This is a genomic window from Catenuloplanes indicus (genome assembly GCF_030813715.1).
In the GTDB taxonomy this organism is placed as follows: Bacteria; Actinomycetota; Actinomycetes; order Mycobacteriales; family Micromonosporaceae; genus Catenuloplanes; species Catenuloplanes indicus.
This window is the reverse complement of the sequence record NZ_JAUSUZ010000001.1, coordinates 5,488,574-5,511,361: the sequence shown is the minus strand read 5'-3', so window position 1 is coordinate 5,511,361 and position 22,788 is coordinate 5,488,574. Positions and strand designations below refer to the sequence as shown.

Here is a 22,788-nt window from a genome sequence, read left to right as displayed (position 1 = left end):
ACACGGATCCCGCGCGGTCACTCATAGCTCGTTCCGCACGCTCGCGCGGACGCGAAACGGGGAGCCGCCGCCCGGACGGCTCCCCAGCGTCGCACGGCCTGGCTGACCAGGCGTTACGAGGCGGTGCAGGTCACTGCCGGCACCGGGTTGCTCCCGGTCCACGAGCCGAGGAAGCCGAAGCTCGTGCTGCCGCCGGCGGAGAGCTTCCCGTTGTACGAGACGTTCTTCGCCGTGACCGTGGAGCCACTGGACGTCACCGTGGCGTTCCAGGCGTTCGACACGGCCTGGCCGGAGCCGAACGTCCAGGTGACGGTCCAGCCGTCGATCGCACGGCCGGCGGAGACCTTGACGTCGCCCTGGAAGCCGCCGCTCCACTGGCTGCCGACCGTGTACGTCGCGGTGCAGCCGGCGGTGCCGCCGGTCGGTGACGGCGCCGGGCTGCCGGTCGGCGTGGGGCCGGCCGTCCGGGTCGGCGTCGGGCTGCCGGTGCCGCCGCCGTAGACGGACGCCTCGACGGACGTGGCCCGGATCCCGTCCGGCCCGTTGATCAGCCGCTGGCCCCAGGTGCTCAGGCTCGCCGGGTTGAAGTTCTGCACGATGTCCAGGTACTCGACGCCGCCGCCGTTGCCACTCCATGACCAGCCCAGGTAGCCGATCCGCTGCGCCTGCGCGGTGGCCATGATCGCGTCCTCGTCCGGGTTGCCGTCCGAGTGCATGTCACCGAACTCGCCGACCACGATCGGCAGCCCGGCGCTGACGAACCGGCCCAGGTAGTCGGTGACCTCGGCGGCCGTGTCGAAGACGCCGTACATGTGGATGGAGAACACCGTGTTCCGGTCCGGGTCCGCGGTGAACACCGTGGCCGCGTTGTCCCGCATGGTGAACGTCCAGTCCTGACCCCAGTTGGGCGCGTCCACCATGATCGTGTGGTCGAAGCCGGCCGTGCGCAGCCGCTGGATCGCGGTGGCGGTGTCCGCGGCCCAGGTCTGGTAGTTCTGGTTGCCGTACGGCTCGTTGCCGATGTTCAGGATGACGTAGCGCTCCTGACCGGTCAATGCGCTCTGCACGCTGATCCAGTAGTCGACCGCCTGGGCCAGCGTGGCCGCGCCGGCCTGCTCGCCGTACCCGGTGGTGTCGTGCGCCTCCAGCACGCAGATCAGCCTGTTCGCCCTGCACAAGCCGATCACGCCGGCGACGTCGGACGCCTCGTTCCTGGTCCAGCGCTGACCGCTGGCCAGCACCACCCGTACCGTGTTGGCGCCGGTCGCCTTGATGTTCGCGAACGAACCGGTCTGCGCCGGGTACCAGGTGTGCGCGTGGTTGATGCCGCGCATCACGAACGCGTTGCCGTTGGCGTCGAGCAGCCGGCCGCCACTGACCGTGAAACCGGCGGCCGCGTGCGCCGGAACCGTGAAGACCACCATGGAGACGACCAGCGCGAGCAGTGTAGCGCCGACCACACTCAGTCTTTTCCTCATGACCCACCTCAAGGGAGCTGAAACGGTTAAGGGTCGCTGCCCAAGCGACTGGCCACCCGGCTCCCAGGGTGTCGGGCATCAGCGTAGATAAATGCCTTGCCGGTCGCAACCGGGCCTCGTCACGACGTGCGGGGACGCCCGCCTTACGCTCATATCCACGCGGGCCTTAGGAGGTGCGTCATCGCCACGGTCGCCAGATCGGCTGACACCCCCGGTGGGCAGGCCATGCAGTTCAGCGAGGGGTACGTCGCGGAGGACCTGATCCTGCAGACCGCGCGCAGCCTGGCGCACGAGGTCGGGCTCGGCACGGTCACGCCCGGCGCCGGTGCCGCGCTGCGCCTTCTCGCAGCCGCCGGCAACGCCAAGGCGGTGGTGGAGATCGGCACCGGGATCGGCGTGAGCGGCCTGTGGCTGCTGCGCGGCATGCGGCGCGACGGCGTGCTGACCACGATCGACGTGGAGAGCGAGTACCAGCGGATCGCCCGGCGGATCTTCGTGGAGAGCGGCTTCCCGTCCGGCCGTACCCGGATCATCACCGGCCGGGCGCTGGACGTGCTGCCCCGGCTCGCGGACGGCGTCTACGACATGGTCTTCGTGGACGCGGACGTGGCCGAGTACGCCGCGTGCACGCAGGCGGCGCAGCGGCTGCTCCGGCCGGGCGGCGTACTGGCGATCAACAACGCGCTGGCCGGTGGCCGGATCGGTGACCCGGCCGCGCGCGACCTGGCCACGATCACGATCCGCGAGCTGGTCAAGGCGATCCGGGAGGCGGACGAGTGGGTGCCCGCGCTGCTTCCGGTCGGCGCGGGCCTCCTCTCCGCGGTCAAGCGAGCGTCGTGAGATACCGGAGCAGCGTGCGCACACCCCAGCCGGTCGCACCCTTGGCCAGCACGCCGTCCGTGCTCTCCGACCAGGACGGTGCGGACATGTCGAAGTGCGCCCAGCGCTCCCGCAGGTCGCCGGTGAACTCACGCAGGAACAGCGCGGCCGAGATCGTGCTGACCTGGGTCGGCGCGCTGTAGAGGTCCGCGATGTCGCTGTGCAGCACGTCCGCGTACTCGTCGGCCAGCGGCATCCGCCAGGCGCGCTCGCCGGCGTCCGCGGCTGCGTCCGCCAGCGCCGTCGCCAGCGCGTCGTCCGGGCTGTACAGCGCGGCCATGGTCTTGCCGAGCGCCACCGCGTTCGCGCCGGTCAGCGTGGCCAGGTCGATCAGCAGGTCGGGCGCGTGCCGCTCCACCGCGTACGCCATCGCGTCCGCGAGCACCAGCCGGCCCTCGGCGTCGCTGTTCGTGGTCTCGCTGGTCAGGCCGCCGTAGTGGCGGATCACGTCGCCGGGGCGGAACGCGGAACCGCTCACCATGTTCTCCGCCAGCGGCGCGATCGCGGTCACCCGCACCGGCAGCCGCAGCGCCGCCGCCGCGTGCACGGCCGCGACCACCGCCGCGGCGCCGCCCATGTCCTTGCGCATCAGCTTCATCGCGGCGACCGGCTTGATCGAGATGCCGCCGGTGTCGAACGTGATGCCCTTGCCGACCAGCACCACGTGCCGCGCGTCCGCGTTCTCCGGCGTCCAGGACGCCTCCACCAGGCGAGGTTCGCTGACGGAGCCGCCGCCGACCGCGAGCACGCCGCCGAAGCCCTGCTCGCGCAGCCAGGCCGCGTCCCGGACCACGACCTGCGCGCGGCCACCGACGCCGGCCAGGCCGGGCCGGTCACCCGCGGACGCCATCTCACCGGCCAGCCAGGCCGGGCTCTTGATCGACGACGGCGTGTTGGTCCAGTCGCGGGCCAGGCTCGTCGCGGCCGCCACCACGGACGCGGTGGCCAGTTCCGCGGCGAAGTCGCCCGCGGTAGCCAGCGCGATGTCGGCGGGCTCCGGGCCCGCCTCGTCGAACCCGGCCGGGACGGTGAACCGGTAGGCGCCCAGGTGCAGCCCCTCGGCCAGGCCACGCACCGCGGCACCGGACACGCCGGACGGCAGCAGCACGGTGGCCGCCGCGTCCACCGCGCGGGACACGGCCGCGCCCGCCGCACGCCAGCCCGCCTCGTCCGCGTCGCCGACCCCCACAAAGATCAATTTCCCGGGGGTACGGGTGGGGCGCGGCAACGTGACCGTACCGCCCGCCTTGCCGGCCCCCTTCGCCTCGGCCAGGAACGCGGTCGCCTCCGCGATCACGTCGGCCGGGAGCGCGCCGCCGGCCTCCACCAGCTCGGCCTCCGGACCGTCCTCGGCCGGCGCGGCCACCGGCCGCACCGGCAGGACCACCACTGACGTCAGATCCGGCTCGGCGACCAGGCGGACGTTCGGCATGCTCTTCTCACCCTCTTGGCGGTTCGTTCATGGCACAAAGGCCCGCCGGTACGGGGATCCCCGTACCGGCGGGCCTCGAAAACAATCAGCCGGCGGCGGCCTTCAGCGCGTCGCCGAGCGCATTCGCCTCGTCAGGAGTCATCTCGACGACGAGCCGCCCACCACCCTCCAGTGGAACCCGCATGACGATCCCCCGGCCTTCCTTGGTGACCTCCAGCGGACCGTCGCCCGTCCGCGGCTTCATCGCCGCCATGTTGTCTCCCCTCAGACCTACACCAGGGTCAATGGGTTGCCCCACAGCCACTTCCCATCACCGCCGGCACGCACAGCCCGCACCGGCGACGGCCCGGAGCACCGCACGGAACGCTGCCCGCCCCGCGCGACCCCGGCTGCGGGCCGAAACAAGCCTGGTTACCCATATGACCGGCTCAGCCCGCGCTGCCGACCAACGATTTTCCCTGATGAACGCCTCAAGACCCAAACCGAGGCTGCAGAGTTATGACAGTCTCTAGCTTATACGTTTTTCGGCTGTCACAATGTGCGGTCATGCAGGCACGGTCTGCCCTCTTTGACCTCTATGGGGATCACCTTCGCGCCCGGGGCGGACGCGCGCCCATCGCCGCCCTGGTCAGACTGCTCGCCCCCCTCGAGATCGCGGCACCCGCCGTACGGACCGCGGTGTCCCGGATGGTCCGCCAGGGCTGGCTGCACCCGCTCCGGCTCGCGTCCGGCCCCGGATATCTGCTGACCCCGAAGGCCGTGCGCCGCCTGGACGACGCGGCCGCCCGGATCTACCGCACCGGCCGTCCCGCCTGGAACGGGCAGTTCGACTTGATCATCTTAAGGCTTCCGCCGCACCGCCGGGACCGGCAACGACTCGCCGGCACCCTCTCCTACCTGGGGTACGGCGCGCTCGACGAGCAGACCTGGGTGGCGCCACGCCCCGGCGAGGACGTGGACCGGCTGATCACCGAGGCCGGCGTCAGCTACGAACGGTTCAGCTCCGCACACACCGGCGGCCCGGCCGGTGCCACCTCGCTGGTCCGGCGTGCCTGGGACCTGGGCGAGATCGGCCGCGCGTACGAACGGTTCGTCAGCGACCTGACCCCGGTGGTGTCCGGCGTGACCGCGCGCAGCCCGGACCTGGAGGCGTACGCGGCCCGGTTCCTGCTGGTCCACTCCTGGCGCCAGTTCCTGTTCCGCGACCCGCAACTGCCGCCCTCGCTGCTCCCGGACGGGTGGCCGGGAGCAGCCGCGGCCGCGTTCTTCGACCGACACGCGTCCCGGCTGCGCCCCGCCGCGGACCGGTACGTCGAGCATTGTCTTGCGCAGTCCGGGCGTGGCCCGGCTTGACGCAGGCCCGCACGCTTGCTCCATCCCGACAGAAAGGCCCCGGCATCGTGACCGAACCGTTGCTGATCGAACGCTCCGAGGGCGTCCTGACGCTCGTGCTCAACCGTCCCGAGTCGATGAACTCACTGGACGTGGCGTTGAAGGAGGCGCTGCGGGACACGCTCACCGAGATCGAGGCGGACCGGTCCGTCCGCGCCGTCGTGCTCACCGGCGCCGGCCGGGCGTTCTGCGTCGGCCAGGACCTGCGCGAGCACGTGGCGGTCCTGGAGGCCCGCACGGTCGACCCGCTGTCCACCGTGCTCGCCCACTACAACCCGATCGCACAGCGCCTGGCGAACCTGCCGAAGCCGGTGATCGCCGCCGTCCGCGGCACCGCCGCCGGCGCCGGTGCCTCCCTGGCGATGCTGGCCGACTTCCGCATCGGCGGCCCCGGCACGTCGTTCCTGATGGCGTTCGCGAACGTCGGCCTGGCCGGCGACACCGGCATCTCCTGGTCACTGCCCCGCATCGTCGGCCACGCCAAGGCCGTCGAGCTGCTCATGCTGGCCGAACCGGTCGCCGCACCGGAGGCACACGCGCTCGGCCTGCTGACCCGCCTGACCGGCTCCGACGACGAGGTGCTGCCCACCGCCCAGGAACTCGCCGCCCGCCTGGCCGCCGGCCCCACCGTCGCCTACGGCGCGATCAAACGCGAGCTCTCCGTCGGCACCGCCGGCACCCTCTCCGACGCCCTCGCCGCCGAGGCCCAGGCCCAGGCCATCACCGGCGCCACCACCGACCACCGCAACGCCACCACCTCCTTCGTCAACAAGGAGAAGCCCGCCTTCCAGGGCCGCTGACCCACCGGCACCCCGCCGCCGCCCGGCCCACCCACCGGCGGCGGCTCGCCGGCCTCCACCCCCACCCCCACGCGCGCCCGATTTGCTCTGCTTACATGGCTCACATTTGGCCGGCGTGGTCACGTATTACCTGCTGGCGGGCCTATCAGGACCGTCCCTGCCGCTCGTGCACCCCACGCCGGCGGATCGACGCAACCCCCGGCACCTCCGCGTTGCTCCCGGCACGCGAGTCGCCCCGAACCCGCCGCGCCCGGCCGACGATTCGCACCGATCCGGGACCAGCAACGCCAACCGACCCAGAATTCACGCATCCGACCTGGTCAGCAGACGCAGCCGGGCTCCAGGGAGCGTCACGCACCCACAACCTTGAGTCAGGTAAGCAGAGCAAAGGCCCGCGGGAAGGACGGCTTTGCCGAGGGATTTTGGATCATGGGTGGAACGCGACCGCTCGTGTGAGGGCGCGGGGAGGGCGCCCGGGCCTGAGGCACGAGCGAAGGCCAGGAAATCAGTCCTCGTCTTCTTCCTCGGGGTCGAGGTTGGTCTCCTCGCCGAGGACGAAGGCCTGCATGGCGAGTTCGTCGCCGGCCGGGGAGACGAAGGCGGGGAGTTCGGCGGGGCCAAGTTCGCGGACGTAGGACCAGAAGAGGCGGACGGCCTCGGCGCGCGTGGTGGCCTCGATCGGCAGGTCCACACTGACCAGCCAGGTGCTGCGCTCGAGCGGAGGGCCGAAGCGGTCGAGGACGGCGGCGAACTCGGCGGGGGTGATGCGGGTGACCGGACCGTCGAGCGTCAGCGAGGTGGCGGGCTGGGGGTGGTCGAACGCACGGCGTGAGTAGACGACCTGGCGGTCGCGCTCGTCGTCGGACCGCAGGCCGCCGATGTGGCCGGTCGCGACGGCGCGCGGCTTCGGCTCGTCGGTGACGAGCACGACCTCGTCACCGAGCGCCGGGTGAGCCGACGCCGGGAGGCCGGCGAGCACGTCGGCGAGTTCCACGAAGTCGTGGTGGTAGAGCCGCTCCTGCTTCAGCCGCTCGTCCGGAAGCACAATCGCCCACTGCTGCACCATGTGCCCATCTCACCACGGGCGCGCGCGGCCGGAGCCAAGACCCCGGACACGCCGGGCACGTGTCACACGATCCGCACGTGGCAGTCCCGGAGGTGATCGTCGACCATGCCGGTGGCCTGCATCAACGCGTACGCCGTGGTGGGGCCGACGAAGCGGAAGCCGTGCTTCTTGAGCGCCTTGGCCATGGCGGTGGACTCGGGGGTGAGCGCGGGGACGGAGGCGAACGTGGCGGGGCGTGGGCGGGGCGGCGGGGCGAACGACCAGAGCAACGCGGCCAGGCCGTCCGGCAGGTCGAGAGCGGCGCGCGCGTTGGCCAGCGCAGCCTCGATCTTGAGCCGGTTGCGGACGATGCCGGCGTCGGCCATCAGGCGGGCCTCGTCGGCGGGGCCGAACTCGGCGACGGCCGCGATCGAGAAGCCGGCGAACGCGGTGCGGAACGCCGGGCGTTTACGCAGGATGGTCAGCCAGGACAGACCGGACTGGAACGCCTCCAGCGTGAGCCGCTCGTAGAGGCCGTCGTCATCGCGCACCGGACGGCCCCACTCGCGGTCGTGGTAGAGGGCGTAATCGGGCGTGCTGGCGCCCCACTTGCAGCGGGCGAGACCGTCCTCGCCCACGACCAGGTCTGACATGCGGCCCACGATAGGCGCGGGGTACGACAGGCGGTTACGGGAGGCGGCCGCTCTCGACCATGGTGGCGAACCTCTTCAGCGCCTGCTTGAGGCTGAACTTGGAGCCGGGCCAGAGGAACGGCCAGACGACCTTGCCGGCGGCACCCGCGGGGAGGTGGAACCACTCGTGCCAGACGACCTGGGTCCGGTCGTTCTCCATCGGGGTGCAGCGCAGCACGCCGGGTCCGCGCAGGAACTTCCCGCAGTGCACGACACGTACCTCGTAGGGTGCGTCGACGCGGACCACGCGCATCTCGTCGCGGAGCACGGCCGGGCCGATCGCGGTGACGGCCTCGACGAGACTGCCCTCGCCACCGTCGCCCTCGACCACGCGGACCTTCGTGAACGGGATCCACTCGCCCTGCTTGGTCCAGGCGGTGAACGCGGCGAAGACGGTGGCGGCGGACGCGTTGACGATCACGGTCGCGGTCACCTCGCCGGTGCCGGGGGTGGCGGCCTCCCGGAGGTTCTCGGCCGGGTCGGGCTGGGTCATGCCTTCACCGTAGAGTCGGGTGCGGGCGCCTCGTCAGTCTTTACGGCAACCGTGGCGTTCTCGGCCGTACCGCCGGAATTGTCGTTGTTTTCGGCAACCGGCGCGGGGGTGACCGACGCGGCCGGTGCGAGTGCCTCCTCGCGGGCCTTGCGCAGCGCGTCCGCGTCCTCGAGACGGCCGTCGCGCAGCGCGGCGACCTCGGCCTCGAGCACGCCGATCAGCTCCTCCTTGTACCCGATGTCATAGGCGGCGCGGCGCAGCGCCTGGTCCACCTGGGCCATCCGGTAGCCCCGCAGCGCGGTGTCGAAGCGGACGTCGGCGATGTCGGCCTCCAGCAGCGGGCGGCTGCCCGGCAGTGGCACGGCGCGGCCGTCCGGCTCCGCCGGCACCAGCGCGGGATCGCTGCCGCTCACCAGGACCGTGACGCCGAAGATGATCGCCGCGACGACGAGCGCCGTGACGAGAGTGATGAACAGACCCATAGCGGCGATCGTGACATGACGGACCGATCATGGCGAGACCGCCACCCCGTCGGTCAGCTCCAGCGGAGGACGTTCTTGCGCCAGGCGTAGAGGATACCGAGCGCCAATACAGCCACGAATACGGCCATTTCCACCACTGTGGCGACACCGAAGCCGGGCCGGTCGAAGACCACCGCCCACGGGAACAGGAAGACGCTCTCCACGGCGAAGAGCACGTAGAGGTACGCGTAGACGTAGTACCTGATCTGCGCCTGCGCCCAGTCGCCGCCGACCGGGTCGAGACCGCACTCGTACGGCTCGCGCTTGCCGAACGGGTCGGCCGGTGCGGCGGGACGGAGCAGCCGGTTCGCCCCGAACGCGGCGGCGAAGATGAACACGCTGGCCAGCAGCAACAGGCCGAGCGTCGCGTACGACCCGAGGTATCCCTCCACGCCCGACGAGCCTAGCCGTTCACCGGACCCCGCACACGCTCTCCGCCACGCTGGGTCGATCTCGTGACAGCCGTAAGTCGCGGAATCGACGTAGGCTTGGAATGGTGTGTCTTGGCACACATCTCCCCTGAGGCGATCGAAGGGTGTAAGCATGAGCGAGCTTGCGAGCGAATCATCGGCTCAGCGCCGGCCACGCTGGGACCGCAGCTCGGATGGGGGCCCGGCATGAGCGAGCTTGCGAGCGAATCATCAGCTCAGCGCCGGCCACGCTGGCACCGCAGCTCGGATGGGAGCCCGGCATGAGCAAGCAGGTGCGCCGGCTGGACCGGGTGGTCATCCGCTTCGCGGGCGACTCCGGTGACGGCATGCAGCTCACCGGTGACCGGTTCACGTCCGAGACGGCGCAGCTCGGCAACGACATCTCCACGCTCCCCAACTTCCCCGCCGAGATCCGTGCACCGGCCGGCACGCTGCCCGGCGTCTCCAGCTTCCAGGTGCACTTCGCCGACTACGACATCCTGACCCCGGGCGACGCACCGGACGTGCTGGTCGCGATGAACCCGGCCGCGCTCAAGGCGAACCTGCCGGAGCTGCCCGCGGGCGCCGCGATCATCGTGAACACGGACGAGTTCAGCAAGCGCAGCCTGGCCAAGGTGGGGTACGCGGAGAACCCGCTGGAGGACGGCTCGCTGTCCCGGTTCGCGGTGCACCCGGTCGCGCTGACCTCGATGACCGTGGCCGCACTGACCGGCGCCGGGGTGTCGAAGAAGGACGCCGAGCGGGCCAAGAACATGTTCGCGCTCGGGCTGCTGAGCTGGCTGTACTCCCGGCCGTACGAGTCGACGCTGCGGTTCCTGGAACGCAAGTTCGCGGCCCGGCCGGAGCTGGTCGCGGCGAACCAGGCCGCGTTCCGGGCCGGGTGGAACTTCGGCGAGACGACCGAGGCGTTCGCGGTGCGGTACGAGATCACGCCCGCGCCGATGACCTCAGGGACGTACCGCAACATCACCGGGAACGCCGCGCTCGCGCTCGGCCTGGTCGCCGCGGGGGTACGGGCGAAACTGCCGGTCTTCCTCGGCGCCTACCCGATCACGCCGGCGTCGGACATCCTGCACGAGCTGTCCAAGCACAAGCGGCTCGGCGTCACCACGATGCAGGCCGAGGACGAGATCGCGGCGATCGGTGCCGCGCTCGGCGCGTCCTACGGCGGCGCGCTCGGCGTGACCACCACCAGCGGGCCCGGCGTCGCGCTCAAGGGCGAGACGATCTCGCTGGCCGTGGCGCTGGAGCTGCCGCTGGTCATCGTGGACGTGCAGCGGGCCGGCCCGTCGACCGGCATGCCGACCAAGACCGAGCAGGCCGACCTGAACATGGCGCTGTTCGGCCGGCACGGCGAGGCCCCGGTCGCGGTGATCGCGCCGCAGTCGCCGTCGGACTGCTTCCACGCCGCGATCGAGGCGGCCCGGATCGCGCTCACCTACCGCACGCCGGTGATCCTGCTGTCCGACAACTACGTGGCGAACGGTTCCGAGCCGTGGCTGCTGCCGGACGTGGCGTCGCTGCCGGACCTGACCGTCGAGTTCGCGTCCACCGCGAACTCGCCGGACGGCCGGTTCCTGCCGTACCTGCGGGATCCGGAGACGATGGCGCGGCCGTGGGCGGTCCCGGGCACTCCCGGCCTGGAGCACCGGATCGGCGGGCTGGAGAAGGCGGACAAGACCGGCGACATCTCGTACGACCCGGCGAACCACGACCTGATGGTGCGTACCCGGGCGCAGCGCATCGAGACGATCCCGGTGCCGGACGTGACCGTGGACGACCCGGACGGCGCGGCGACCGTGCTGGTGCTCGGCTGGGGCTCGACGTACGGGCCGATCGGTGCGGCCTGCCGGGCGCTGCGGCAACGCGGCCTGACGATCGCGCAGGCGCACCTTCGGCACCTGCACCCGATGCCGGCCAACCTGGAACAGATCGTGAAACGGTACGACAAGGTGGTCATCCCGGAGATGAACCTGGGGCAGCTCGCACACGTGATCCGGGGCCGGTTCCTGGTCGACGCGCTGCCGTTCAACAAGGTCAGCGGTCTGCCGTTCACGGCCGGCGAGCTGGAGTCCGCGCTGGAGGACGTGGTGAAAAATGGCTGAGATGCTGAAACTCACCGCGAAGGACTTCAAGTCCGATCAGGAGGTGCGCTGGTGCCCCGGCTGCGGTGACTACGCGATCCTGGCCGCGGTGCAGGGTTTCATGCCGGAGCTGAACATCCCGCGCGAGCGGATCGTCTTCATCTCCGGCATCGGGTGCTCGTCGCGTTTCCCGTACTACATGAACACGTACGGCATGCACTCGATCCACGGCCGCGCACCGGCGATCGCGACCGGCCTGGCCGCGACCCGGCCCGACCTGTCCATCTGGGTGGTCACCGGCGACGGCGACGCACTGTCGATCGGCGGCAACCACCTGATCCACGCGCTGCGCCGGAACGTGAACCTGAAGATCCTGCTGTTCAACAACCGGATCTACGGGCTGACGAAGGGGCAGTACTCGCCGACCTCCGAGCTCGGGAAGATCACCAAGTCGACGCCGGTCGGGTCCGCGGACGCGCCGTTCAACCCGCTCTCACTGGCGCTCGGTGCGGAGGCCGGGTTCGTCGCCCGCACCATCGACTCGGACCGCAAGCACCTCCAGTCGGTGCTGCGCGCCGCGGCCGCGCACCGGGGCTCGGCGTTCGTGGAGATCTACCAGAACTGCAACATCTTCAACGACGGCGCGTTCGAGGCCCTCAAGGACGCGGGTACGCGGGACGACTACCTGATCCGGCTGGAGCACGGGCAGCCGATCACGTTCGGCGACTCGTGCGTGGTGCACCCGCCCGGCGGCTTCGGTCTCTCGGTCCGGCCGGCCGCGTCCGTCGACCCGTCCGAGATCGTGGTGCACGACCAGACGGTGGCGGACCCGGCGTACGCGTTCGCGCTCTCCCGGCTGCCCGCGCTCGACCTGCGGAACACTCCGATCGGCGTGTTCCGTGCGGTGGCCCGCCCCACCTACGACGAGGTGCTGCAGCAGCAGGTCGCGGATGCCCGGGCCGCCGCGACCGGCACGCCCGAGGAGCAGCTGACCGGCCTGCTGCACGCGGGCGACACCTGGACGATCTGAGAACGGGGGCCGCCGCGCGCGGCCCCCGTCCGCTCAGGCCGCGTTGGCCTCGGCCTTGAGCCCCTGGGCCTTCAGCCGCGCGGCCTCGTCCAGGTCGGACTGCCGCACCGCGGAGACCGAGCCGAAGACCGACACCGCCTCGAAGTAGACCCACGCCAGGCTGTAGCAGGCCGGGCGGGTCGCGGACGAGTACCGGGCGCAGACGCGCTTCAGGTCCGCGTAGAACGCCGAGTCGATCCGGCCCTTGTTCGCCGGGAACGCGCCGGCCACCTTGTAGTTGCGGTAGCCGAAGTCGTGCCGGTGGCAGGAGAGCGCGAAGTCGAACCCGAGCGGGCGGTCCGGGCTGGCCGAGCAGTGATCGGTGGCCCAGTCGAATCCGTACTCGGCCCACGCGCCCTGGTCCTGGCGTGCCGCGTTCCAGGCGTCGTAGCTCTGCGCGGCGGTCTGGGTGAAGCTCGCGAGCGTCGCGGCCTTCTGCGCGGGCGTCACGGCCGCCGCGGCGGGGCTCGCGATCGCCAGCACGGCCAGCAGCGTCACCAGGACGGTGCCGGCCCTGGTGCGGGTGGGGATGTGGTCAGCCGACTGCGGTAGGGGCATCCAGGGCTCCTGAGCGGTGGGCCCGCGGGGGGACCGCGGGCGATCCGGCATCGCCGCCCCGGCTACCCGTCGGCCACCTGAGCGGATCCTAAGTTTGCGCGAGTCACCCGCCCGCAAGAGAACCGTCCACCTGAACATTTGGCGCAAACCGCGAAAACAACCGTCGATCTCCGCGCCGCCTTTGCTCTGCTTACCTGTCGGCGACCGGCACATCTGCGGCGCCGATCCGCCGGATTTGTGCCAGGTAAGCAGAGCAAAGCGTGCCGGAGTACGTGGTGGAAGCCTGACTAACTGCGGTCGATGGTGTGATAGCGGTAAATATCCGGCATCGGCGCCCTCAGCCCGCTCGCCGCGCACCCGGGACGGGTCAGGGGCGGCGGCCGGGTGGCAGCTCGATCGTGCGGGTGTCGAGGTCGAGCAGGCGGCCGGCGTCGAGGAAACGGCCGGTGTCGGAGCTGAGGTCCGGGTGCTCGACGGCGAGCGCGGCCGCGGCCGCCTCCGGCAGCGAGAGGTCGTTGCCCTCGGCGTAGGCGCGGTCGAACGCGTCGTCACCGATGACCGCGCGCACGAACTGCTGATGCTCGGTCCAGTAGTTCGCGAAGATACCGGGCGTGCTGCGCAGCGACGAGCGCATCGCGGCGGTGGCGCCGAACAGGCGGGCGGCGGTGACCGGGTCGCCGCCCATGGCGCAGCGCACGGCCATCGCGTTGATCGTGTCGCAGGCACGGCGGTGGAAGCCGTGGCCCATCCGCGAGCGCAGCGCCACGACCAGGTGCTCGTGTGCGGCGACCAGGTCACCGCGGCCGAGCGCGATCATGCCGAGCAGCATGTCGACGCCGCGGCGGCCGCGCTCCAGCGGGCGGCCGGCCTCGACGTTGCGGGCGGCGCCGAGCAGTTCGGCGGCCTCGTCCAGCGCGCCGCGGCGCCAGAGCAGCTCGGCGAGGCTGTAGATGGCGTAGAGCGCGTCGCCGGGCACGCCGTTCGCGGTGGCCCACTCGATGATCTCGCAGACCTGGCGTTCGGCCTCGGCGTACTGCCCCTGGAAGATCAGCGGGCCGCCGCGGGTGGACAGCACCCGGACCAGCAGGCCGGGGTCGCCGGAGCGGCGCGCGTGCATCTCGGCGCGCTGGGCGAAGCGCTGTTCCTCGGCGGACTCGCCGTCTGCGCCGGCGTGCAGCGAGTGCATGTGGTACGCCAGGGCCAGCTCGGCGTCCGGGATCGGCTCGCCGGTCTCGGCCATCCGCCCGTACATCCGGAACAGCCACAGCCGCCCCTCGCGGGCCAGGCCGCGCTCCCGCCACCACTGGTCCAGGCCCTGCGCGAGGTGCAGCCCGGAGCGGGCGCTGCCGCCGGTGGAGGTCCAGCGCAGCGCGGCCCGGACCTCGTCGGCCAGCGGGTCGAGCGCGTAGAGCGACAGCGTGATCGGCTGCCCGCCCTGGTCCACGTGGGCGCGCTGGAGCGCCTGCATGGACCAGTCGACGTGCTGGTCGCGGGCGAAGTGCTCCTCACCGGCGTCGGCGAGGCGGCGGGCCCCGTACGCCTTGATCGGGTCGAGGATGCGGTAGAGCGTGCCGGACGCGTGCGGCTCGACCTGCACCATCGACTTGTCGACCAGCACCGCGAGCGGGTCCAGCGGGTCGTCCTTGAGCACCCACTCGACGGTGGGCAGGTCGACCGGGCCGGCGAAGACGGACAGCCAGCGCAGCAGCCGGGCGGCGCGCGGGCCGAGCGTCCGGTACGACCAGGTGACCGTGGCCTGCATGGTCCGGTTGCGGGAGGCGGCCGAGGCGGCGCGCGCGGCCGGGCCGATCGCGACCGTGGCGTCGGTGTCCCCGGACCCGGCGTCGAGCGCGCCGAGCAGGTCGTCCAGGCGTTCGGCGAGCTGACTGGCGGACAGCAGGCGCAGCCGGGCCGCGGCCAGCTCGATCGCCAGCGGCAGCCCGTTGAGCCGGCCGGCGACCCGGGCCAGGTGGGTGACCTCGGCCGGGCTGGGCGCGCGACCGCCCCGGGCGAGCGAGGTGCGGTCCATCAGCAGCGCGACCGCGTCGGACGGTGCGCCGCCCGGTCCGGGCGCCACGGACAGCGGCGGTATGCGCCAGACGACCTCGCCGGCCACCCGGAACGGCTCACGGCTGGTGGCCAGGACCTTCGCGCCGGTACCCCCGGTCAGCAGCGACGAGATCACCTCGGCGGCCGCGGCCAGCTGGGCGTCGCCGGTGTCCAGGACGAGCAGCATGCGGCGGTTCGCGGCGGATTCGACGAGCGTGTCCAGGATCGGGCGGCCCGGTTCCGGGCGCAGGCCGAGCACGGCCGCGACCGCGAACGCGACCAGCCCGGAGTCGGTGACCGGGGCGACATCGACGTACCAGACGCCGTCCGGGAAGCGCTCGACCAGGCCGCCGGCGGTCTCGATGGCCAGCCGGCTCTTGCCCGCGCCGCCCGGGCCGACCACGGTCACCAGGCGGTGGGTCTCGACGAGCGTGGCGAGTTCGATGCACTCGGCGCCGCGGCCGACGAACGTGGTCGGCTGGTGCGGCAGGTTGTGCGCGGCCGCCTCGGTGCGCGGGCGCGGGAACTCGGTCTCCAGCCCGGGCGCGGTCAGCTGGAACAGGCGCTCCCGGCCGTCGAAGCCGCGCAGCCGGTGCAGGCCGAGGTCGAGCAGCCCGGCGTCGGCCGGTATCGCGGCTAGCCGGACGGTCGCGGCCGAGCAGAGCACCTGACCACCGTGCGCGGCGGCGGCGACCCGCGCGGCGCGGTGCACCTCCGGGCTCGCGTACTCCCGGCCGACCGGGGTGGCGTAGCCGCTGTGCAGGCCCATCCGGACCTTGGGGGCGGCGCCGGGCCAGGCATGGGTGGCGAGCGCGCGCTGGGCGGCCAGGCAGGCGGCGACGGCGTCCGAGGCGTCGGCGAACGCGATGAAGAACGAGTCGCCCTCGGTGAACAGCTCGGTGCCGTGGTGCGCCGCGATGATCTCGCGCAGCAGTCGCCGGTGCTCTTCGAGCACCGGCCGGTAGCCCGCACCGAGCATCTGGGCCAACCGTGTTGAGCCCTCTATGTCGGTGAACAAGAACGTCACCAGGCCGCTTGGCAGGTGATCCATTGCCGGCACGCGTGGAACCTCCGCCCCCTGGAAGTCGCGAATCATGCTGCCGTACCCGCTCGACCAGGTACATCCTCGAAACGGATGGCCCCGGCTCCCCCAAGGTAGTAGCCGAGCACGGGGTCATCGAGCCACCGTTTCCGCCGCGCCGGGTGTCAGCCGGGCGACTACGGCTGGGACAACGAGACCGGCCGGGGCCGGTTGTGGCACGACAGGTCAGAGCTGACGACCATCCGGATGATCATCCGAAAGGCCCGGTCGTACGGTTTAAACCTGGGCTAATTGCGGGGATATGTGCTTTTTATAGCGTTATCCGCACCCGCACGCGCCACCGCAGCAACCACCCCCGCCGGCCGGCGCCGAAGCCGAGCCGCCGCGGCCGGCGACCGCGACGGTGGAGAGCAATTTCACGGTGTCATCGTGACCGGCCGGACACGATGCGGGGTCGGCGGCCGCGGTCATCGGGCGGTTGACCTCGAACGTCGCGCCGCAGGCCCGGCAGCGGAAGTCGTAGCGTGGCATGACAAGAGGGTACGGCGACACGCGCCGGTTCCGGCAGTCGCGCGGACATGGGTAAGGTTCGACGAGTGATGGACGGGGACGGCCGGCCGGAGTCAGGGATGCCGAATATGGACAGTCCGACCAAGGAACCATCATCGCCAGGAATGGCAAATACACCGGGCAAGCCGGCCAATACGGATAAAGCGCCCGTTCCCGCACCGCAGTCGTGGGGCGTCGCCAGCGATGCCATCGAGCAACCCGAGCCCCCGGCCGAAAAGACCTCAAAAGCGGGAAAACCATCCCAGGGTACGGCCGAGAGCGCGGAACGGGCGAGCTCCGAGCCCGACGCCGCCCGTCCCGCCGGCTCATCCGTGATCGAGGCGGATTCACCCGATAGCGGAGTGACCACGGACGCGAAGGAGCCTCCCCGCACCACCGGCTCCCCGCGCCCACGCACCCCGACGGAGTCACCGGCCACCACCCCGATCCCGGCCACCACCACGACTGCGGCCCCCACGACCGCTGCGGCATCCGCCGCGACTCCCGCGTCGGCGTCGATTCCGGCCACCGTCGCGACCGTGGCTCCCGGTGCGGCTCCGGCCACGGGAGCGACGCCGACCCCCGCTGCTCCCGCCGAGCCGGGCAAGCCCGCGAAGCCGGACGCCACCGGCAAACCCACGGACGCCGCAACCGGCGAGAACGCGAAACCGGACCAGGCCACCCGGCCCGGCTCGGGTGCGGAGCCGGACGCCTCCGCCACGGACGGTGCCCCCGGCGCCGCCAAGAACGGCAAGAACGGCACCGCCGGTGCCGGTGGTGACCTCGGTACGACGAAGACCGACCTGCCCCCGGTGAAGGAGCCCGCGCTCGCCGGGAGCGCCGCCTTCGGACTGGCCCGGCTCACCCGGCGGCGGCTGCGTCCGCCGACCGCGCCGCGGCACGCCGCCGTCCCGCTGAATCCGCTGCTGCGCCGCTTCCCGGCCGTACACGGGATGGCACAGCGCTCGCTCGACGGTGCCGCCGCCTGGCGGCGTGGCCGGTGGGGACGCCTGACGCTGCCCGGTCTGCTGCTGCTGGCGCTGCTCGGCGCCGCCGGCACGGCCGGTGGGGTGCTGGTGCCGGCCGCGGCCGGTGACCGGGTCACGGAACCACCGCCGGCCGCGACCCCGGCGCCCGGCGCGGCCGACACCGGATTGCCCGTACCGGCCACGGACGTTCCGCTGCCGCCGCTGGTCACGGACGTGCCGGTGGCACCGACCGGCAGCGCCACGCCGACCGCGCCGGTCCCGGGGGCCCGGCCTGCGGACGCGCTCGCCGCCTGGGCGCAGCAGGTCGGCGCGAAGGTCGACATCCCGCCGGTGGCGCTGCAGGCGTACGGGTACGCGGAGTGGGTGGTCGCCCAGCGCCAGCCGAACTGCCACCTGAACTGGACCACGCTCGCGGCGATCGGCCGGGTCGAGTCGAACCACGGCCGGGCGAACGGCGCGGCGCTGCTCCCGGACGGCGAGTCGAACCCGCCGATCTACGGCCTGCCGCTGGACGGGCAGGGCGACCGCAAGCTGATCCCGGACACCGACCAGGGCCGGCTGGACAGCGACACCACGTACGACCGGGCGATCGGCTCGATGCAGTTCATCCCGACCACCTGGGCGCTGTGGAAGGTCGACGCGGACAACGACGGCGTCACCGACCCCAACGACATCGACGACGCGGCCCTGGCCGCCGGTAACTACCTGTGCGCGAACGACAAGGACCTGTCGACCACCGAGGACTGGTGGAACGCGATCCTGACCTACAACAACGTGGAGCCGTACGCCCAGTCGGTGTACGAGGCGGCGAACGACTTCGGGCTGCGCAGCCAGACGTAGCGTGACGGCCACCGGCTCGCGCCACGACCCGGGGGCGCGCACACGCTTTCCTCCGGCGCACTGTCACGGCAAGCTGTACCCGTGACAGTGCGCGAGTGGGATCCCCGGACGGCGCCGGACCGCGAGTTCCAGGCCCTGCTGGAGTCGCTGAACGCGGCGCTGGCGGCCGACCTGCCGGACGATCCGCCGTGGCGCGACGACCACCTCCGGGAGTACCTGGCCGAGACGATGCCGAGCGAGCGCCGGGTCTGCTGGGTCGCGGAGGACGGCGACGGGCGCCTGACCGGCCTGGTGACGGTGCTGCTGCTGGGCGGCATCGGGGTGCTGGAGGTGCTGGTCCACCCGCGGGTGCGCCGTACCGGGGTGGCCCGCCGGCTGGTCGCCACGGCCGCGCGCCGGGTCTTCGCCGAGGGGTTCTCCTCGATCGGCGTGGAGGTGGTCGGCGGCACCCCAGCCGTCGCGTTCTTCGAGTCGCTCGGCTTCGAGCGGGAGTACGTGGAGACCCGCAGCGTGCTCCGCCTGTCCACGGTGGACTGGCTGGCGCTGGGCGAGATGGCGCGCGGCATCGCGGCCGGCTACCGGGTGGAGTACTTCCCGGGCGGGCCGCCGGACGACATGCTGGAGGCGTACGCGGTGGCCAAGGCGGAGCTGCGCGACAGCGACAACGGTGACCTCGACCTGCGCCCCAGCTCGTACGACGCGCGCCGGTTGCGGGAGAGCCTGAACGTGCTGCACCGCCGCGGCATGATCCCGCACATCGTGCTGGCCGTGCACGAGCGGACCGGTGCGGTGGCCGGCCTGACCGAGGTGGTCGTGCCGGTGCAGCGCCCGACGCGCGCGGACCAGTACGACACGATCGTGGTGCAGGACCACCGCGGGTACGGCATCGACCGGGCGATCAAGGCGCGCATGCTGTTCGAGCTGCGGTCCGCGGAGCCGCGCCTGACCGAGGTGCAGACCTGGAACGCGCAGTCCAACGTGTCCATGCTGAAGGTCAACGCCGAGCTCGGTTTCCAGCCGGACCGGGAGTGGTGCGAATACGGGGCCGATGCGGGCGAACTGGTGCATCGCCTGGAAGCGGTCTGACCTGCGGCGCGAAAAGTTCACGGGCATGACCGCCAAGAGATGGACGACGGTCGGTGCCACGCCTTAACGTGCGTTGGTTCTGATCGTCCTTCTCTGGAGGATTCATGCGCCCTCGGCTCTGGCGCGCCACGCTGGCCGGCACGGTCACCGCCGTCACGGCGATCGGTCTCGTGCCCGGCGTGGCGACCGCCGCGTCGCCCGACCTGTTCATCTCCGAATACATCGAAGGCAGCAGCAACAACAAGGCTGTCGAGATCTTCAACGGTACGGGTGCGGCGGTGGACCTCTCCGCGTACGCGCTCCGGATGTACTTCAACGGCGGCACCACGTTCAGCAGCGTGCCGCTGACCGGTGCGGTCGCGGACGGCGACGTGTTCGTGCTGGCCCACGCGTCCGCGAACGCGGCGATCCTGGCCGCCGCGGACCAGACGTCGAGCGCGAGCTTCTACAACGGCGACGACGCGCTCGTGCTGGTCAGGGGCACGACCGTGGTCGACTCGCTCGGCCAGGTGGGCGTCGACCCGGGCACCGAGTGGGGCACCGGGCTGACCGGCACCGCGGACAACACCTTGCGCCGGCTGCCGGGCGTGACCGCGGGCGACACGGTGGTCGACGACGCCTTCGACCCGGCGGCGCAGTGGGCCGGGTTCGCCACCGACACCGTGGACGGCCTCGGCGTGCACACGGTCGACGGCGGCGGCCCGGTGGACGTACCCCCGGTGTTCTCCTGCCCGGCGATCTCCGTCGTGGCCGGCACGGCCGGCGGTGGCACGGTGACCGCGACCGACCCGGACGACGTGATCACCGAGCTGGCCGTGACCAGCCCGGCCGCCGGTATCACCCGGACCGCGTTCACTCCGGCGGCCGCGACGGGCGGCACCGCGTCCGCCACGATCGGTGTGGCCGCGGACGTACCGGCCGGCACCTACCCGGTCACGGTCACCGCGACGGACGCCGCGGGTGGCACCGCGAGCTGCACGGTCGGCGTGACCGTCGCCGGCGTGCTGACCGTGGGCGAGGTGCAGGGCGCGACGCCGGAGACCGGCAACGCCCGCGACCACCGTTCGCCGCTGGCACCCGCGTCCGGCAACGGCAGCAGCGCGCAGTACCACGTCGTGCAGGGCGTGATCACGCAGCTGACTCAGGCGCGTACGTCGGCCGGCGCCACCACGTACGGTTTCTTCCTGCAGAGCCGGATCGGCGCGACCGACGGCGACCCGGCCAGCGCGGACGGCGTCTTCGTCTTCATGAGCACGTTCACGTCGCTGGTCGGCGGCTACGTGCCGGTCGTCGGCGACGAGGTGGCGCTGCGCGCCCGCGTCTCCGAGTACTACAACTACACGCAGCTCAGCGGCGCCTCGCTGGTCAGCAGGATCGCGTCCGGCCTGGACGTGAACGCCGTGGTGGCCACGACCGACGCGCGCCCGCCGGCCGACCTGGCCGCCGCGGACCGCTTCTGGGAGCGGCACGAGGGTGAGCGGATGCGGGTGCGGTCCGGCGCGCAGACGGTCAGCGGCCGTAACGTGTTCCCGTCCACCGCGGACGCCGAGGTGTGGCTGCTCGACCGGGACGACCCGATCCTGAAGCGCGCAGACCCTTACGCGCGCCGGGTGTTCCGGGACGCGCACCCGCTGGACGACGTGCCCGGCGAGCTGTTCGACAACGGCAACGGCAGCCGCATCATGATCGCCAGCATGGGCGTGAAGGCCACGGCGAACGACAGCACCGCGCTGATCCCGGGCGCGAAGACGTTCGACCGGCTCACGACGGATGCGGTCGGCGGCCTCTACTACACGTTCGAGAAGTACGCGGTGCAGGCCGGGACGGTGTCGTTCGCGGCCGGCGCCGACCCGTCGCGGAACAACCCGCCGAAACCGGCCGACCGCGCCTCCGAACTGGCCGTCTCGTCGTACAACGTGGAGAACCTCTACGACTACCGCGACGACCCGTTCGACGGCTGCGACTTCACCGGCAACACGGGCTGTGCGGGCGTCTCCCCGCCGTTCGACTACGTCCCGGGCAGCCAGGCCGAGTACGACACGCAGCTGGCGAACCTGGCCGACCAGATCATCAAGGACCTGCACGCGCCGGACCTGATCCTGGTCGAGGAGGCCGAGGACCAGGACATCTGCACCGTGAGCGGCGGTGAGCTGGTCTGCGGCACCACGAACGACGCGGACGGCGCACCGGACACGCTGCAGGAACTGGCGCTGACCGTCACCCGCGCGGGCGGTCCCGCCTACGCCACCGCCTACGACCGGGACGGCGCGGACGCGCGCGGCATCACGACCGCGTTCCTCTACCGCACCGACCGGCTGTCCCTGGCCCCGGCGACCGCGGGCGACCCGGTCCTGGGCTCGTCCCCCGCCGTGCGGTACCGCAGCGCGGGCCTGGCGAGCAACGCGGACGTGCAGAACCCGAAGACGCTGAACGCGACCCTGCCCTCCGACGTGGACACGTCCACCGGGATCGACGGCGCCAACGTCTTCACCCGGGCGCCGCAGGTCGGCAAGTTCATCGTGCGGGCCGCGCCCGGCTCGTCCGACACGTACCCGCTGTGGGCCGTGGCGAACCACTACTCGTCCGGCCCGGACAGCCGCGTCGGCCAGCGCCGGGAGCAGGCCGGGTACGGTGCTGCGATCGTCGACGCGATCGAGGCCGCGGACGCGACGGCCAAGGTCGTCTACGGCGGCGACCTGAACGTGTTCCCGCGCCCCGACGACCCGATCGCCACCGCCGCGAACCCGGCCACGTCCGACCAGCTCGGCCCGCTGTACGACGCCGGCCTGCACAACCTGTACGACGACCTGCTGGCCGACGCGCCGTCGTCCGCCTACTCGTACTCCTACGAGGGCCAGACGCAGACGCTGGACCACCTGTTCGTCAACGACGCGCTCTACGCCGACCTGATCGAGATGCGCGCCGCCCACATCAACGCCGACTGGTCCGCCGAGGACTCCTCGAACGGCTCCCGCGGTAGCAGCGACCACGACCCGCAGGTCGCCCGCTTCCACACCCGCCCGTCCCTGACCGTCACCGACGCCCAGGTCACCGAGGGCGACCGAGGCACCAGCCCGCTGACGTTCACCGTCTCGCTGTCCCGCGCCACCGCCACACCGGTCGTCGTCTGCGCCACCACGCTCGGCAGCACCGCATCGGCCGGCTCGGACTACAGCCCGCTGATCCGCTGCACCACCATCGCCGCCGGCCAGACCGGCACCACGTTCACGGTCTCGGTCAACGGCGACCGCAAGCGCGAGGCCGACGAGAAGCTCTCACTGCTCGTCGCCGGCATCCCCGGCATCCGCAACACCGACCCGATCGCCACCGGCACCATCCGCAACGACGACTGACCCGCT

19 protein-coding genes are annotated in these 22,788 nt (G+C 72.0%); 8 read left to right on the top strand and 11 right to left on the bottom strand.

What is annotated here, in order from left to right:
- Nucleotides 1–113 precede the first annotated feature (113 nt).
- Nucleotides 114–1,478 (bottom strand): cellulase family glycosylhydrolase, encoded by a 1,365-nt coding sequence (locus tag J2S42_RS24925; RefSeq protein ID WP_307242815.1) that lies wholly within the window; start codon nt 1,476–1,478, stop codon nt 114–116.
- Nucleotides 1,479–1,703: 225 nt separating this feature from the next.
- On the opposite strand from J2S42_RS24925, the gene J2S42_RS24920 reads away from it, so the two are divergent.
- Nucleotides 1,704–2,318, top strand: a complete 615-nt coding sequence (locus tag J2S42_RS24920; RefSeq protein WP_307242813.1) for an O-methyltransferase — start codon at nt 1,704–1,706, stop codon at nt 2,316–2,318.
- On the opposite strand, the gene J2S42_RS24915 is transcribed toward J2S42_RS24920, so the two are convergent.
- Both J2S42_RS24915 and J2S42_RS24910 read right to left on the bottom strand, forming a co-directional pair.
- Nucleotides 2,302–3,789 (bottom strand): leucyl aminopeptidase family protein, encoded by a 1,488-nt coding sequence (locus J2S42_RS24915; RefSeq protein ID WP_307242811.1) that lies wholly within the window; start codon nt 3,787–3,789, stop codon nt 2,302–2,304. The two genes, J2S42_RS24920 and J2S42_RS24915, sit on opposite strands and share 17 nt — an antisense overlap.
- A gap of 85 nt (nt 3,790–3,874) precedes the next feature.
- The gene (locus J2S42_RS24910) at nt 3,875–4,042 is read right to left on the bottom strand and encodes a DUF3117 domain-containing protein (protein WP_007455245.1); all 168 of its coding nucleotides are present in this window, start codon (nt 4,040–4,042) and stop codon (nt 3,875–3,877) included.
- Between the two features lie 293 nt (nt 4,043–4,335).
- Here J2S42_RS24910 and J2S42_RS24905 point away from each other — a divergent pair, with 293 nt between their 5' ends.
- Both J2S42_RS24905 and J2S42_RS24900 read left to right on the top strand, forming a co-directional pair.
- Nucleotides 4,336–5,142 (top strand): PaaX family transcriptional regulator, encoded by an 807-nt coding sequence (locus J2S42_RS24905; RefSeq protein ID WP_307242809.1) that lies wholly within the window; start codon nt 4,336–4,338, stop codon nt 5,140–5,142.
- A 47-nt stretch (nt 5,143–5,189) separates the two neighbouring features.
- Nucleotides 5,190–5,981 (top strand): enoyl-CoA hydratase/isomerase family protein, encoded by a 792-nt coding sequence (locus tag J2S42_RS24900; protein WP_307242807.1) that lies wholly within the window; start codon nt 5,190–5,192, stop codon nt 5,979–5,981.
- 505 nt (nt 5,982–6,486) lie between these two features.
- Here J2S42_RS24900 and J2S42_RS24895 read toward each other — a convergent pair.
- From J2S42_RS24895 to ndhC, 5 genes are all read right to left on the bottom strand, one after another.
- Nucleotides 6,487–7,047: a hypothetical protein gene (locus J2S42_RS24895; RefSeq protein ID WP_307242805.1), complete on the bottom strand. Its 561-nt coding sequence runs from the start codon at nt 7,045–7,047 to the stop codon at nt 6,487–6,489.
- Between the two features lie 62 nt (nt 7,048–7,109).
- The gene (locus tag J2S42_RS24890; RefSeq protein ID WP_307242804.1) at nt 7,110–7,679 is read right to left on the bottom strand and encodes a DNA-3-methyladenine glycosylase I; all 570 of its coding nucleotides are present in this window, start codon (nt 7,677–7,679) and stop codon (nt 7,110–7,112) included.
- Nucleotides 7,680–7,713: 34 nt separating this feature from the next.
- Nucleotides 7,714–8,211: an SRPBCC family protein gene (locus tag J2S42_RS24885; protein WP_307242802.1), complete on the bottom strand. Its 498-nt coding sequence runs from the start codon at nt 8,209–8,211 to the stop codon at nt 7,714–7,716.
- The gene (locus J2S42_RS24880; RefSeq protein WP_307242800.1) at nt 8,208–8,693 is read right to left on the bottom strand and encodes a DivIVA domain-containing protein; all 486 of its coding nucleotides are present in this window, start codon (nt 8,691–8,693) and stop codon (nt 8,208–8,210) included. The genes J2S42_RS24885 and J2S42_RS24880 overlap by 4 nt, the downstream gene beginning before the upstream one ends.
- A 53-nt stretch (nt 8,694–8,746) precedes the next feature.
- Nucleotides 8,747–9,124: an NADH-quinone oxidoreductase subunit A gene (gene ndhC / locus J2S42_RS24875; protein ID WP_307242798.1), complete on the bottom strand. Its 378-nt coding sequence runs from the start codon at nt 9,122–9,124 to the stop codon at nt 8,747–8,749.
- Nucleotides 9,125–9,423: 299 nt separating this feature from the next.
- Between ndhC and J2S42_RS24870 the strand changes: the two genes are divergently transcribed.
- Nucleotides 9,424–11,268 (top strand): 2-oxoacid:acceptor oxidoreductase subunit alpha, encoded by a 1,845-nt coding sequence (locus J2S42_RS24870; RefSeq protein ID WP_307242796.1) that lies wholly within the window; start codon nt 9,424–9,426, stop codon nt 11,266–11,268.
- On the top strand, nt 11,261–12,277 hold the full coding sequence (locus J2S42_RS24865; protein WP_307242794.1) for a 2-oxoacid:ferredoxin oxidoreductase subunit beta: 1,017 nt from the start codon (nt 11,261–11,263) through the stop codon (nt 12,275–12,277). Before J2S42_RS24870 ends, J2S42_RS24865 begins: the two co-directional genes overlap by 8 nt.
- 33 nt (nt 12,278–12,310) lie before the next feature.
- Here J2S42_RS24865 and J2S42_RS24860 read toward each other — a convergent pair whose 3' ends face one another.
- From J2S42_RS24860 to J2S42_RS24850, 3 genes are all read right to left on the bottom strand, one after another.
- Nucleotides 12,311–12,874 carry a phospholipase gene (locus tag J2S42_RS24860; RefSeq protein WP_307242792.1) on the bottom strand — a complete coding sequence of 188 codons (564 nt, stop codon included), beginning with the start codon at nt 12,872–12,874 and terminating at the stop codon, nt 12,311–12,313.
- Between the two features lie 367 nt (nt 12,875–13,241).
- Nucleotides 13,242–15,974, bottom strand: coding sequence for an adenylate/guanylate cyclase domain-containing protein (locus tag J2S42_RS24855; RefSeq protein ID WP_307242790.1), 2,733 nt, complete (start codon nt 15,972–15,974; stop codon nt 13,242–13,244).
- Between the two features lie 309 nt (nt 15,975–16,283).
- Nucleotides 16,284–16,496, bottom strand: coding sequence for an FmdB family zinc ribbon protein (locus J2S42_RS24850; RefSeq protein ID WP_307242788.1), 213 nt, complete (start codon nt 16,494–16,496; stop codon nt 16,284–16,286).
- A 380-nt stretch (nt 16,497–16,876) separates the two neighbouring features.
- Here J2S42_RS24850 and J2S42_RS24845 point away from each other — a divergent pair, with 380 nt between their 5' ends.
- The 3 genes from J2S42_RS24845 (at nt 16,877) to J2S42_RS24835 (ending at nt 22,782) form a co-directional block, all read left to right on the top strand.
- Nucleotides 16,877–18,343, top strand: coding sequence for a lytic transglycosylase domain-containing protein (locus tag J2S42_RS24845; RefSeq protein ID WP_307242787.1), 1,467 nt, complete (start codon nt 16,877–16,879; stop codon nt 18,341–18,343).
- Between the two features lie 81 nt (nt 18,344–18,424).
- The gene (locus tag J2S42_RS24840; protein WP_307242785.1) at nt 18,425–19,429 is read left to right on the top strand and encodes a GNAT family N-acetyltransferase; all 1,005 of its coding nucleotides are present in this window, start codon (nt 18,425–18,427) and stop codon (nt 19,427–19,429) included.
- Nucleotides 19,430–19,533: 104 nt separating this feature from the next.
- Nucleotides 19,534–22,782 carry a lamin tail domain-containing protein gene (locus J2S42_RS24835; RefSeq protein ID WP_307242783.1) on the top strand — a complete coding sequence of 1,083 codons (3,249 nt, stop codon included), beginning with the start codon at nt 19,534–19,536 and terminating at the stop codon, nt 22,780–22,782.
- Nucleotides 22,783–22,788: the final 6 nt, after the last annotated feature.